Raw genomic sequence first — 12,110 nt, 5'->3', positions numbered from 1 at the left:
GGTCATCGCAGGACGTGTCGAAGGGGTGGGGGAGGGGCGTGTCACAGGATCGAGGCGGCGATGATGATCGCGACCCCGAGGTGCGCGACCGCCTGCACCCACACGGCCGGGTGGGTCTCCTCGTGGACGACGAGCTCGCCGAGCCTGCCCGGGGTCAGCACGTCGATGACGAGGAAGGTCACCGCCATCACCGCCAGGCCGATGGCCGAGTAGACGGCGGTGTAGGTGAGTCCTTTCAGCAGCCGGCCCTCGCTCGCGACGATCGACGCGGTGACGATGATCGCGACCGCGAAGAGGTTGGAGGCCACCAGGATTCCCGCGTTGCGGTTGCGGTCCGCCCACAGCTGGTGGCGCAGCTTCCCGGGGGTGAGCAGGTCGAGGATCGCGAACGCCACGATCATCAGGATCACGCCGACACCGGCGTAAGCGCCTGCGGCGTAGGCGTTCTCGGTGAGGTCAGCGAGCATCGTCATCTCCCTGGGTTCGGTTGGTTGCGGGTGGACGTGGACGTCGTGAAGGCGGTGGCGGTCATTTGCCGCCTCCGCCGCTGCCGCCGCCCCGGTTGCTGCTGCCGCTGCCGGAGTAGCCGGGGGTGGGAACCCAGAAACCGCCGACGTAGCTGTGATAGCGGTTGTAGCCCGAGCGGTAGTCCTTGCTGAGCATCACTCGGGTCTGGTGGGCGGCGTACGGGAACAACGCGACGAGGTAGTCGGGGTATTGCAGGAATTGGGCGCCGGCGATGTTCCCGGTCGCCGACGCGCCGGTCCGCTGATCGGTCGGCCGCTCGGCGTCGCGGATGTCCTCGGCCACCTCGGCCGGCGTGCCCTCGGCGAGGTAGGCGTGGACGTCCCCGTCGTCGAGGGCGGCGTTGCGCTGGTAGTTCTGCGCGATGAAGTCCCGCGCCGAGCCCCCGAGCCCGCCCTCCCGGACGATGCGGGCGCCACACGCGCCGATGAGCGCGAAGATCGCGATGACCACGATGGCGCCGACGATGATGTTGCGGACCCGGTTGAGACGACGCCGCGCGTCATCGCCGGGTGTCGAGGACGGGCGACTCATGAGTCCGCCACCCGGTCGCGCGTGAGATGGCTTGCGGTGACCACGACCTCGCCCGCGTTCGGGTAGGCGTGCCACGTCCGCCAGGAGATCTCCTCCGGCGATGCGTCGGTGACGATGGCGGTCACCGCGTGCGGGTGGCCCGGGAAAACCCCGAGCACGCAGGGGAATCCCGCGGCGGACCGTTCGGTCACGAGTGCGGTGAGCTGTTCGACGAGGGTCGCGAACCGATCCGCCGTGGCCTGCTCGACCCGGGACGTGAAGTGATAGCCGGTCTGCTGGAAGGACTCCGGCACCGCGGAAGCGACCTCCGGCAGGCAGGCGACGGTCTCGCAGATCCGGTGGACGCCGTCGTCGAGGACCACCTGGTGGCTCGTGCCGAGCAGCCTCACCGACACGGTGATGCCGTCGATCTCGGCGTCGCGGACCGCGAGCGGGTCCTGCAGTGGGGCGTCGAGGGAGAATCCCAGACGTGCGGCGCTGGTGTCGGCGTACGCCACGGACAACGTGGCGATGGGGCCGACGGCGACGGGGTCGTCGGAGATCTCGGGTCCCCCGGGTCGTCTCGACATGTCTTGGTCCGGTCCTCGTGGACTAGTGGGTCTCGGGTGACGGATCGGACGGGAAGATGCGGTAGTCGGCGCGCGAGAGGAGCTCGCCCCGTGCGCACTCCCAGCCGCTGCCGAAGTCCTCGAAGGACAGGCGGTCGGCGCCGGACTCGTAGTCGTGGTAGGCCATCACCCCCGATGTCGCGAGGCCGGTGGTGCCGGCGGAGGTGAACCGGGCGTTGCCCGCCTCGTCGGAGCGATACCGGCGGCCGTCGACCTCGACGGTGTCCGGACCCGGTTGCGCGGTGACGTTCGGGAGCTCGTGCCAGAGCACGACCTCGAGATCGGGATCGTCCTCCACCGAGATCCACGCCCGGCTGCCCAGTCCGGTGTCGAGGAAGTTCTCGGTCCAGGTGTAGCCGTCCTGGGTCAGCCGCAGGGTGCCGCGCACCGCGTAGGTCTGGCCGCGCAGTTCCACCAGGTCGCCGGGCTTGAGTTGACGCGGGTCGCCGTACACCGAGTCGTCGTCGGCCGACGAGAACGGGTCGCCCGGCCGGTACGTGCGGTTGCGCAGGGCCGCCGCCTCGGCTTCCCGTGCCTTCCTCTTGCCCAGGTGATCGAAGATGACGACCACCGCGATGATGGCGAGCAGCGCCACGACGATGATCAGCAGGAACTCCACGGGACCGACGTTATCCGTGTCGGCGGGAGCAGTCAGCCGGGTTCGGCGAGATGAATGACCCGCGAGACGAGTCGCCGCGAGGCGATCGGCCCCCGATGGGTGACGCGGGCGTGTCCGGGGCCGGGCTCACCGCGTCCCGTCGATCTCCCGCAACCTCGCGATGACCGGTGCGAACTGCTCGCAGACCGGTTCGAGAACCGTGATGTAACTGATCCCGGTGGTCGCGCGGAGCTCGACGAGCCGGCCGGCGAGGTCGGTTGCCGGGCCGATGAGGACCGACGGGAGGTCGAGGAACTCCTGCGGACTCATCGTCAGCTCCCACCTGGCGATGTGCTCCTCGGCGACCGCGACCGGGTCGTCGGTGACGGCCACGATCTGCATCAGGAGGTTCCACTCGATGGCGTCGGCACGCTCGCCTGCCGCGTCGCGTGCGAAGGCGACCCGCTCGGCGAACTCGGCGGCGGCCAGCGGGGAGAGCGCGCCGTCGCGGCTCGTCCGGGCGGCCGTGTAGCCGACGATGTCGGCGTGCTCGGCCGCCAGCCGCAGCACGCGGTCGCCGTTGCCGCCGAGAAGGAGGGGAATGCGCGCCTGGACGGGTCTCGGCGTGAACTCCGGATCGGACAGCAACGACCTCGCCTTCTGCACGGTGGCGGCCAGGTGGTCGACGCGCCGCCCCGGCGCGAGGTAGTCGATCCCGGCCGATTCGAACTCCTCGCGGGCGTAACCGGTACCGATGCCGATCTCGACGCGGCCGTCGGAGAGCTGGTCGACGGTCGCGGCGTCCCGGGCGAGGAGCGCCGGGTTGGTGAAGGCCGCGTTGAGGACGAAGGTGCCCACGCGAAGGCGTCCGCTCGCCTGCGCGGCGACGGCCAGCGCAGGCCACGGACTCGGAATCCCCAGATGGTCGGGAACCAGCAGGACGTCGTACCCCAGTTCCCCGGCTCGTCGGACGCGATCCCGCCACGACGTGATGTCGCCGACCGCGAGCATGTTGACCCCGAACCGGAATGCCCTGGAGGCGAGAGACATGCCTTCCAAAGTAGCGCCGGTCACAGACGTGGATCACTGTCCGAGGGGCCTCCGCGGACCGTCCGGGAGGCCGACGCGGCCTTGCACTCTCCAGGGGCGAGTGCTAAAACGGACGTTGGCACTCGCGAGCTGTGAGTGCTAGGTCGGGACGGTGAGATCGGTTCCTGATGACACACCGGTCGTCCGTCGCGGGCACCGAGTCCGGCCATACGAACCTAGTGTCACCCCCCTTCGGAGGATCACTTACCCATGGCCAAGCAAATCGCGTTCGACGAAGAGGCCCGCCGCGGTCTCGAGCGGGGCCTCAACAGCCTCGCCGACGCTGTCAAGGTGACGTTGGGGCCCAAGGGTCGCAACGTCGTTCTGGAGAAGAAGTGGGGCGCCCCCACGATCACCAACGATGGTGTGTCCATCGCCAAGGAGATCGAGCTGGAGGATCCCTACGAGAAGATCGGCGCCGAGCTGGTCAAGGAAGTCGCCAAGAAGACCGACGACGTCGCAGGCGACGGCACCACCACCGCCACCGTCCTGGCTCAGGCTCTCGTCCGTGAAGGTCTGCGCAACGTCGCCGCCGGCGCCAACCCGCTGGGTCTGAAGCGCGGCATCGAGAAGGCCGTCGAGGCCGTCACCGAGTCCCTCCTGAAGAGCGCCAAGGAGGTCGAGACCAAGGAGCAGATCGCTGCCACCGCCGGTATCTCGGCCGGCGACTCCTCGATCGGCGAGCTCATCGCCGAGGCGATGGACAAGGTCGGCAAGGAAGGCGTCATCACGGTCGAGGAGTCCAACACCTTCGGCCTGCAGCTCGAGCTCACCGAGGGCATGCGCTTCGACAAGGGCTACATCTCGGGCTACTTCGTGACCGACGCCGAGCGTCAGGAAGCCGTCCTCGACGATCCGTACATCCTGCTCGTCTCGGGCAAGGTCTCGACCATCAAGGACCTGCTGCCGCTGCTGGAGAAGGTCATCCAGGCCGGCAAGCCGCTGCTGATCATCGCCGAGGACGTCGAGGGCGAGGCCCTGTCGACCCTGGTCGTCAACAAGCTCAAGGGCACCTTCAAGTCCGTCGCCGTCAAGGCCCCGGGCTTCGGTGACCGCCGCAAGGCCATGCTGGCCGACATCGCCATCCTCACCGGTGGCGAGGTCATCAGCGAAGAGGTCGGCCTGACCCTCGAGGGCGCCGGACTCGAGCTGCTCGGTACCGCTCGCAAGGTCGTCGTCACCAAGGACGAGACCACCATCGTCGAGGGCGCCGGCGACCCGGACGCCATCGCCGGTCGCGTCGCGCAGATCCGCGCCGAGATCGAGAACAGCGACTCCGACTACGACCGCGAGAAGCTGCAGGAGCGCCTGGCCAAGCTGGCCGGCGGTGTTGCGGTCATCAAGGCGGGCGCGGCAACCGAGGTCGAGCTCAAGGAGCGCAAGCACCGCATCGAGGACGCCGTGCGCAACGCCAAGGCTGCCGTCGAGGAGGGCATCGTCGCCGGTGGCGGCGTCGCCCTGCTGCAGTCGGAGTCGGCCATCGACGCCCTGAACCTCGAGGGTGACGAGGCCACCGGCGCCAACATCGTCCGCGTCGCTCTCTCGGCCCCGGCCAAGCAGATCGCCGTCAACGCCGGCCTCGAGCCCGGCGTCGTCGCCGACAAGGTCAAGAACTCGCCCACCGGTACCGGCCTCAACGCCGCCACCGGTGAGTACGAGGACCTGCTGGCCGCCGGCATCAACGACCCGGTGAAGGTCACCCGCTCGGCGCTGCAGAACGCCGCGTCGATCGCGGCCCTGTTCCTCACCACCGAGGCCGTCGTCGCCGACAAGCCCGAGAAGAACGCCGGCCCGGTCCTGCCGGGTGGCGACGAGATGGGCGGCATGGGCTTCTGAGCCCGACCCCTCCTCTCGGAGCCTCGAGGCTCTGACTTTCTCAGCGGACCGGCCCACTCCTTCGGGAGTGGGCCGGTTTCGTCGTTCTGCAGGCCGTTCGCCGGTACGGCACCGACGTCCGGAACGCGGCCGCGGGGGACGCGGTTGAATGAGGTCATGCCTTCTCCCATCACGGTCGACGTGTGGTCCGACATCGCCTGCCCCTGGTGCTTCATCGGCAAGCTCCGCTTCGAGGCCGCGCTCGAGCGGTTCGACGGCCGCGACGACGTGCAGGTGACCTACCGCAGCTTCGAACTCGCCCCGGACACCCCGGTCGATTTCTCCGGTTCCGAGATCGACTTCCTGGTGCGCCACAAGGGGCTTGCGCCGGACCGGGTGGCGGCCATGCTCGAGCAGGTCCGCGGCATCGCCGCCGAGGTCGGACTCGACTTCGACTTCGAGAGCCTGCGGCACACCAACACCCTCAAGGCGCATGAGGCGCTGCACCATGCCAAGGCCCGAGGCAGGCAGCTCGAACTGGCCGAGCGGCTGTTCCGGGCGTACTTCAAGGAAGGGCGGCACGTGGGTCGTCCGGCCGAGCTGGCCGACCTCGCCGCCGAGGTCGGGCTGGATCGGGCCGAGACCCTCGAGGCGCTCGAATCCGGCAGGTACGCCGATGCCGTGGCCGCCGACCTCGCGCAGGCCCGTGAGTACGGGATCAGCGGAGTCCCGTTCTACGTCTTCGACGGCAGGTACGGCGTGTCGGGCGCGCAGGAGCCGGAGACCTTCCTGGATGTGCTCGAGAAGGTCCGCGGCTGACCCCGCCGGCCGACAGGGGTGGGCCGGCGCATCTCGGGGTAACCGCACGGCATGCAGACCTTCCTGCCGTATCCGGACTTCGCCCGTTCCGCGGCGGTCCTCGATCCCGCGCGTCTCGGCAAGCAGCGCGTGGAGACCCTGCAGATCCTGCGCGCGCTGGAGCTGTTCGACTACGGATGGTCCAACCACCCCGCGGTCGGCATGTGGCGTGGACACACCCCTGCGCTCGTCTCCTACGGACTCGCGTGCGTCGGGGAGTGGACACGGGAGGGCCGGGCCGACGCGACCGGGCCCCTCATCGCGGAGTTCGCGCCGCAGGTCGTCGGGCGTGGCCAGTCGGAGTTGGCGTCCGCCGGCCTGATGCCGCCGTGGCTCGGCGACGAGAGACTCCATCTCAGTCACCGCTCCGCCCTACTTGGACCCGCCCGCGCAGTTGCAGAATCCGCGGGTGCTCTTCCCAGTGGTCGCCGGGCCCCGGTGAGCGGCGGGTGCGGTGTGTGGCCGACCGGGCCATCTGCGACGATGGTCGCGTGATCGTGAGTCCCGGCGGGCCGAGTCCCATCGCGAGCCTGCCCAACATGCGCGACCTCGGAGGCTGGCCGACGGCCGACGGCCGGATCGTCCGGTCCGGGCAGCTGTTCCGGTCGACGGATTTCTCGTCGCTGGCGGCCGATGACGTCCCCACCCTCGAAAGGCTCGGCCTGCGCACCCTCTACGACCTGCGGTCGGCGCACGAGCGCGAGGCGATCCCCGATCCCGAGCTGCCCGGCGCCACGCACATCGGCCTCGACGTCCTCGCCGACGCGCAGATGTCGATCCCGGCGAACATCGGCGCGGTGCTCTCCGACCCGAAAACGGTCGCCCTGGCCGGTGAGGCGCTCTCCGGCGGCAAGGCGCGCGAGCTCATCGCAGGCACCTACCGCGAGATGATCACCCTGCCCAGCAGCGTCGCCGCCTACTCCGCGCTCTTCCGGGGCCTCCTCGGCGACGAGCCCACGCCGGCGCTGTTCCACTGCACCACCGGCAAGGACCGCACGGGCTGGGCCGCCGCATCGTTCCTCACCCTGGTCGGGGTGGACGAGGAGGACGTCTACCGCGACTACCTGCTCACCAACGAACGACTGATCCCGGCGCTGAAGCCGATCTTCGACGGGTTCGCCGCCGCGGGAGGCGACCCCGAACTGCTCGTGCCGGTGCTCGGCGTGGACCGGGTGTATCTCGACGCCGCGTTCGACGAGATGCGGTCGCAGTTCGACGGGATCGAGCACTACTTCGAGGCCGCGCTCGGGATCGGTCCGCTCGACCAGGAGAAACTGAGGGAGAACTTCCTCGTCGAACCGTGAGGTGTCGAACCGTGAGGTCCGCCGTCCCGCGTCGCCGATCCCCGCGACGCGGCCCTGGGCGTGGCCGGATATGTATAGTCGCATAGAACACGTGGTCGAGACGTGAAGGAGGACGCATGGCTCCGCATGGCGCCGAGTCCGTCATCTCCGGATCGGGCGAACGGGGTCCGCGCGAGCGGATGATCGTGCATGCGGCGGACCTGATCGGCCGCGACGGCGTCGCCGCGACGTCGATCGGCGACGTGATCGCCGCGAGTTCCGCCCCGCGCGGGTCGATCTATCACCACTTCCCGGGCGGGAAGACCCAGCTCATGACCGAGGCCGTCCGCTACGCGGGCGACTTCATCTCCGAACGCCTGTCCCGTCGGGCCACGCTGACCCCGGCCGAGACGGTGCGCGAGATCGGCGGCGTCTGGCGGAAGATGCTGGTGAACACCGACTACCAGTTCGGCTGCCCCGTGATGGCCGGCGGACTCGCGCGGCGGGAGGAACCCGAGGTGGCCGACGCCGCCGCGGAGATCCTCCGCCGCTGGACCGATCTCGTGACGGCACGGCTCGTGGTCGACGGCGTCGACAGCGAGCGGGCCGATACCCTGGCCAACCTCGTGATCGCCGCGATCGAGGGCGCGGTCGCGATCTGTCAGACGCAGCGCAGCGTCGAACCCCTCGACCGGGTCATCGACGAGCTCGCGACACTCTGCGACGCCGCTGTCGCGCGGCGGTAGCCGTGCGCTGATCGGCACTGTCGCGCGGCGGTGGCCGTGCGCTGATCGGCACTGTCGCGCGGCGGTGGCCGTGCGCTGATCGGCACTGTCGCGCGGCGGTGGCCGCTCCTCTTGCACCGGAAGCATTGGACACCGGACGCCCGCGTCGTTAGGTTCACGGTGGCGGTGCGGGCCGCATAACGCGCCGAGGCGAACCGAAGCCGAGATCCCGGGGAGGGGTGAGACGGATGACGCCGGTATTCCGGCAGGTGCTGGGCTCCGACTTCGACCGCCTCCACCCGAATGTCGCCTGGCGTTACGGCATCGACTCCACCTCCGGGGTCGCCCAGGTCTGTCAGGGCATCTACGAATCGGTCTACGTCTCGTCGGCGCTCCCGCCGCCGGCGCTGTGGCACTACGCCAAGCGCAACGCCCTGCCCTCGAAGTCGAGTCGGATGGTGCCCTTCACGCAGGGCTACTACTGCTATTCCGACGAGCTGGGGCGGGAGTCGCTGGCCGTGCTGCGGACGTTCCAGTACACGTCCGGCCCGCGCAAGCTCAACTCTCTGCTCGTGGCGGGACGGACCGGTCTCGTCGACTACTTCGGCGACGGCCCGGAGTTCCTCTATCCGATCGAGCCGTCGGTGACCCCGACCGGCGAGCTGCTCCTGGAGAGCGGTCCGATGCGCTGGCTCGGGAAGGGGCCCCAGATCGGGATGAAGGGGCTGTTCAGCGCCCAGATGAAGTACATCGAGGGCTGGGACGAGCGGCGGGAGCGCTTCCGGTGCGACATGACCGTCCGCAATCCGGTGATCGGCGAGATCATGCACTTCCGCGGCTGGTTCACTGCCGTCGACCAGGCGTGCACCCTGCAGGACGTACCCGACGAGGCGTGGCCGGTGAATCTCGTCGAGCGGGAGAGCTGAGCGGCGGGCGCGGTTTCCTTTCGTGGCAAGGGGGTTTCTGCCGGGAGCCAGGGCATTCGGGAGAAGCCGACGGTTGGTTGTGTGCCCGGGGCGGCCGGACGGTAGGTTCACCCCATGGCTGCTGTCACTGCGAACACCGAATTCGACATCGCTGCTCCTGCCTCCGTGGTCATGGAGGTGCTCATGGACATCGAGTCCCTGCCGGACTGGTCCGGTCCCCACAAGGAGGCCGAGATCCTCGACGAGTACGAGGACGGCACCCCGAAGACGGTGCGGATGATCGTCACCGCGGCCGGGATCTCCGACGAGCAGAAGTGCGAGTACGAGTGGACCGAGACCACGTGTGAATGGCATCTGCTGCACTCCAATCAGCTCAGCCGGCAGCACGGCAAGTACGTCGTGACCGAGACCGACAAGGGCGCACACGTCCAGTTCGAGCTCACCGTCGACCTGAAGATCAAGCTGCCCGGTCTCATCGTCAAGCGCGCGCAGAAGGTCGCCGTCGACACCGCGCGCAAGGGCCTCACCGCAGAGGCGGAGAAGCGCGCCGCGGGCTGACCACTGCGCGGTGCCCGGGTGCGATGTCATCCGGTGGTAGGGGTTTGTCTCGATCCCGCCGGGTGACCGCCTGTTCCGGCGGGTACGCTGGGATCGTCATCTGCCCGGGCATCGCACAATGGAGGCCAACTCACTTGAAAATCAATAAGTTTGCGGTGCGTGCACTGGCTCTTCTCGCCGGTGCGATCGGATGTGTCGCTTTTGCCGGATTCTCCGGTGAGGGTGCGGCGTCGGCGGCCGTGCAGTGCTCGGTGTCCGGCGGTCATCAGGTCGAGCGGATCGTGGGCGCGAGCGGCTGCGGCGCCAAGGCCGGGCCGGGCAGCCGCGCCACCGCCGAGGACCTGAGCAACGGCGGCACCGCGATCGCGGTCTCCGACAACGGCGGTACCGCGCACTCGTACAACCTGCAGCCCGGCTCCTCGGCGCTCGCAGGCGCGAACAGCCGCGGGACGGCGTACTCGTTCACCACCGGTCCCAAGGCGCTGTCCATCGCCCAGGCACGTCGCGGCGGTACCGCGGTGTCGATCGGCGGCTGGGGCGGTCAGGCCTACGCCGGTCCGGACGGTGCCCAGTGCAGCGGCGGTTTTGCCGCCGCCGTCGACACCACCACCGGAAAGGCCTGCCTGCACTCGGGGTCCATCGACTTCCGGAACTGAGCCGCCACACGAGGGCGGCAGGGACTGCGACCCTCTGAATTGAGACGGACACGCCGGACACGCCGGGGCCGTCGACCGGAGCGTCCGGTTTCGGACATCTGCCGTTCTATCGTGGTCGCGTGACCGATCTCCACGAAGTAGACCCGCAAATCGGCCCGGACTTCAGCCTGCTGAACGGACGCGAGGCGTTGCAGAAGCTCGTCGACCTCCGCGACACGACGCAGTTCGTCGTGAACGACGACGATGACGACGACCCGGTCCTGCTCACGCTGCCGCAGCGGAATGTGGTCGACACGTGGCGCGAGGACTACCCGTACGACGAGCGGATGAGCCGCCGCGAGTACGAGGTGACCAAGCGGCGCCTGCAGATCGAACTCCTCAAGCTGCAGAAGTGGTCGAAGAAGACCGGTCAGCGCCATCTGCTGGTGTTCGAGGGACGAGACGCGGCCGGCAAGGGCGGCACCATCAAGAGGTTCAACGAGCACCTCAATCCGCGCGGTGCGCGCGTCGTCGCGCTGGAGAAGCCGAGTGAGCGCGAGGCCACCGAGTGGTACTACCAGCGCTACGTGCAGCACCTCCCGGCCGGCGGCGAGATGGTCTTCTTCGACCGCTCCTGGTACAACCGGGCGGGCGTCGAGCGGGTGATGGGATTCTGCACCGAGGAGCAGTACCGCCTGTTCCTGGAGCAGACGCCGGCGTTCGAGAAGATGCTCGTCGACGACGGCATCAGCCTCGTCAAGTTCTGGTTCTCCGTCACCCCGCTCGAACAGCGGACCCGCTTCGCGATCCGGCAGATCGACCCCGTGCGTCAGTGGAAGCTCTCGCCGATGGACCTTGCGTCGCTGGACAAGTGGGACGCCTACACCGAGGCGAAGGAGGCGATGTTCGCGGCCACCGACACCGATCACGCCCCGTGGACGGTGGTGAAGTCCAACGACAAGAAGCGCGCCCGGCTCAACGCGATGCGGCACGTGCTGAGCCTGTTCGAGTACGAGGGCAAGAACCACGAGTTCGTGGGCACTCCCGATCCGCTCATCGTCGGGCGTGCCCGGGACATCATCGGGGAGTAGGAGGGGACCGCGCGGGGCGTCGGTAGCCTCGTGGCTGTGCGTAGCTTTCTCAGTGCCCTGCTGACCCTCGTCGCGATGGCGGCTGCGGTGCTCGCGGTGCCGTCCCTCTGGCTGGATCTGCGCATCGTGGACCAGCAGGGATTCGTGTCGATGGTCGCACCGATGGCCGAGAACCCCGAGGTGCAGGAGTATCTGGCCGACGAGATCGCCGCGCAGGCCACCGCCCGCACCGACATCCCGATCGCGGCGCCGCTCGTGCGTCCGCTGGCGGAGAAGTACACCGAGAGCGAGCAGTTCCGTCTCGACTTCGCCGACGTGGCCGGCCAGCAGCACGCCTTCCTGTTCACCGAACCGGCCCCCGGTACCGACCCTTCGGTCATGCAGCTCGACATCAGCGGGATGATCAACCGGGCTCTCGGTCTCGCCGGCACGCCGAATGCGATCACCGAACCGGTCGTCGTCGACCTGACCACCGGCGCTTCGGGTCTCGAGGCCGGGAGCTATGCCCGGGCGGGCGAGCAGATCACCCTGCTGGCCCGTGTGTCGGCGGCGGTCGCGGTGATCGCGGGCCTCGCGGCACTGGTGTTCGCGCGCCGGCGGAGCACCGTGTTCGCCTGGCTCGGTCTCGGCGTCGTCATCGCCGGCGCGTCGACGTGGCTGATCGGCCTGTTCTTCGCCGATCGCGCCAAGCAGGAGGTGGCCGGTGCCGAATCGTCGGGCCGCAAGGTCGCCGGTCTGATCATCGACGGAATGTACGACGACCTCACCCGGGTCGCGGTGGTCGTCGGCGGTGCCGGTGTGGCGATGTTCGTCGTCGGCGTGCTCGCCCGGTTGATCACCGCGGGACGCCGGTAGGCGTCGGATC

General features: G+C 69.0%; 15 protein-coding genes. 10 read left to right on the top strand and 5 right to left on the bottom strand.

Annotation, left to right across the window (positions count from 1 at the left end; all coding sequences use genetic code 11):
- Window positions 1–41: 41 nt before the first annotated feature.
- The 5 genes from GP2_RS07795 to GP2_RS07775 form a co-directional block, all read right to left on the bottom strand.
- A complete protein-coding gene (locus tag GP2_RS07795) occupies window positions 42–467 on the bottom strand; it encodes a DUF350 domain-containing protein (RefSeq protein WP_006899944.1) in 426 nt (141 codons plus the stop codon).
- Between the two features lie 61 nt (window positions 468–528).
- On the bottom strand, window positions 529–1,059 hold the full coding sequence (locus GP2_RS07790; RefSeq protein WP_006899943.1) for a DUF4247 domain-containing protein: 531 nt from the start codon (window positions 1,057–1,059) through the stop codon (window positions 529–531).
- A complete protein-coding gene (locus GP2_RS07785) occupies window positions 1,056–1,628 on the bottom strand; it encodes a DUF2617 family protein (protein WP_006899942.1) in 573 nt (190 codons plus the stop codon). The genes GP2_RS07790 and GP2_RS07785 overlap by 4 nt, the downstream gene beginning before the upstream one ends.
- A gap of 22 nt (window positions 1,629–1,650) precedes the next feature.
- Window positions 1,651–2,286, bottom strand: a complete 636-nt coding sequence (locus GP2_RS07780; protein WP_006899941.1) for a DUF4178 domain-containing protein — start codon at window positions 2,284–2,286, stop codon at window positions 1,651–1,653.
- 126 nt (window positions 2,287–2,412) lie between these two features.
- The gene (locus GP2_RS07775) at window positions 2,413–3,315 is read right to left on the bottom strand and encodes a TIGR03621 family F420-dependent LLM class oxidoreductase (protein ID WP_006899940.1); all 903 of its coding nucleotides are present in this window, start codon (window positions 3,313–3,315) and stop codon (window positions 2,413–2,415) included.
- A 249-nt stretch (window positions 3,316–3,564) separates the two neighbouring features.
- On the opposite strand from GP2_RS07775, the gene groL reads away from it, so the two are divergent.
- The 10 genes from groL to GP2_RS07725 all read left to right on the top strand — a co-directional run bounded on the left by groL (window position 3,565) and on the right by GP2_RS07725 (window position 12,100).
- Entirely contained in the window at window positions 3,565–5,190 is a 1,626-nt protein-coding gene (gene groL / locus GP2_RS07770) for a chaperonin GroEL (protein ID WP_006899939.1), read from the top strand.
- 156 nt (window positions 5,191–5,346) lie between these two features.
- The gene (locus tag GP2_RS07765; protein WP_006899938.1) at window positions 5,347–5,988 is read left to right on the top strand and encodes a DsbA family oxidoreductase; all 642 of its coding nucleotides are present in this window, start codon (window positions 5,347–5,349) and stop codon (window positions 5,986–5,988) included.
- A 51-nt stretch (window positions 5,989–6,039) separates the two neighbouring features.
- Window positions 6,040–6,522 carry an MSMEG_6728 family protein gene (locus tag GP2_RS21540; RefSeq protein WP_006899937.1) on the top strand — a complete coding sequence of 161 codons (483 nt, stop codon included), beginning with the start codon at window positions 6,040–6,042 and terminating at the stop codon, window positions 6,520–6,522.
- Window positions 6,519–7,331, top strand: a complete 813-nt coding sequence (locus GP2_RS07755; protein WP_040526623.1) for a tyrosine-protein phosphatase — start codon at window positions 6,519–6,521, stop codon at window positions 7,329–7,331. The genes GP2_RS21540 and GP2_RS07755 overlap by 4 nt, the downstream gene beginning before the upstream one ends.
- A 116-nt stretch (window positions 7,332–7,447) precedes the next feature.
- Window positions 7,448–8,056: a TetR/AcrR family transcriptional regulator gene (locus GP2_RS07750; protein ID WP_006899935.1), complete on the top strand. Its 609-nt coding sequence runs from the start codon at window positions 7,448–7,450 to the stop codon at window positions 8,054–8,056.
- 227 nt (window positions 8,057–8,283) lie between these two features.
- Window positions 8,284–8,961: a DUF4166 domain-containing protein gene (locus tag GP2_RS07745; protein WP_006899934.1), complete on the top strand. Its 678-nt coding sequence runs from the start codon at window positions 8,284–8,286 to the stop codon at window positions 8,959–8,961.
- A gap of 114 nt (window positions 8,962–9,075) precedes the next feature.
- The gene (locus GP2_RS07740; RefSeq protein ID WP_006899933.1) at window positions 9,076–9,519 is read left to right on the top strand and encodes an SRPBCC family protein; all 444 of its coding nucleotides are present in this window, start codon (window positions 9,076–9,078) and stop codon (window positions 9,517–9,519) included.
- A 134-nt stretch (window positions 9,520–9,653) separates the two neighbouring features.
- Window positions 9,654–10,175 (top strand): DUF6764 family protein, encoded by a 522-nt coding sequence (locus GP2_RS07735; RefSeq protein WP_040526611.1) that lies wholly within the window; start codon window positions 9,654–9,656, stop codon window positions 10,173–10,175.
- A 119-nt stretch (window positions 10,176–10,294) separates the two neighbouring features.
- Window positions 10,295–11,245, top strand: coding sequence for a polyphosphate kinase 2 (gene ppk2 / locus GP2_RS07730; protein WP_006899931.1), 951 nt, complete (start codon window positions 10,295–10,297; stop codon window positions 11,243–11,245).
- 36 nt (window positions 11,246–11,281) lie between these two features.
- Window positions 11,282–12,100 (top strand): hypothetical protein, encoded by an 819-nt coding sequence (locus tag GP2_RS07725; protein WP_051997181.1) that lies wholly within the window; start codon window positions 11,282–11,284, stop codon window positions 12,098–12,100.
- Window positions 12,101–12,110: the final 10 nt, after the last annotated feature.

Origin of the sequence: Gordonia paraffinivorans NBRC 108238 (genome assembly GCF_000344155.1) — a bacterium.
In the GTDB taxonomy this organism is placed as follows: domain Bacteria; phylum Actinomycetota; class Actinomycetes; order Mycobacteriales; family Mycobacteriaceae; genus Gordonia; species Gordonia paraffinivorans.
Note: the sequence above shows the minus strand (reverse complement) of the source record. Positions and strands in the feature narration are given on the sequence as shown.

What these genes read in the sequence shown, in the direction of transcription:
- GP2_RS07795 (WP_006899944.1), bottom strand. Translation starts at nt 467, where the DNA reads ATGCTCGCTGACCTCACCGAGAACGCCTACGCCGCAGGCGCTTACGCC.
- GP2_RS07790 (WP_006899943.1), bottom strand. Translation starts at nt 1,059, where the DNA reads ATGAGTCGCCCGTCCTCGACACCCGGCGATGACGCGCGGCGTCGTCTC.
- GP2_RS07785 (WP_006899942.1), bottom strand. Translation starts at nt 1,628, where the DNA reads ATGTCGAGACGACCCGGGGGACCCGAGATCTCCGACGACCCCGTCGCC.
- GP2_RS07775 (WP_006899940.1), bottom strand. Translation starts at nt 3,315, where the DNA reads ATGTCTCTCGCCTCCAGGGCATTCCGGTTCGGGGTCAACATGCTCGCG.
- groL (WP_006899939.1), top strand. Translation starts at nt 3,565, where the DNA reads ATGGCCAAGCAAATCGCGTTCGACGAAGAGGCCCGCCGCGGTCTCGAG.
- GP2_RS07765 (WP_006899938.1), top strand. Translation starts at nt 5,347, where the DNA reads ATGCCTTCTCCCATCACGGTCGACGTGTGGTCCGACATCGCCTGCCCC.
- GP2_RS21540 (WP_006899937.1), top strand. Translation starts at nt 6,040, where the DNA reads ATGCAGACCTTCCTGCCGTATCCGGACTTCGCCCGTTCCGCGGCGGTC.
- GP2_RS07750 (WP_006899935.1), top strand. Translation starts at nt 7,448, where the DNA reads ATGGCTCCGCATGGCGCCGAGTCCGTCATCTCCGGATCGGGCGAACGG.
- GP2_RS07745 (WP_006899934.1), top strand. Translation starts at nt 8,284, where the DNA reads ATGACGCCGGTATTCCGGCAGGTGCTGGGCTCCGACTTCGACCGCCTC.
- GP2_RS07740 (WP_006899933.1), top strand. Translation starts at nt 9,076, where the DNA reads ATGGCTGCTGTCACTGCGAACACCGAATTCGACATCGCTGCTCCTGCC.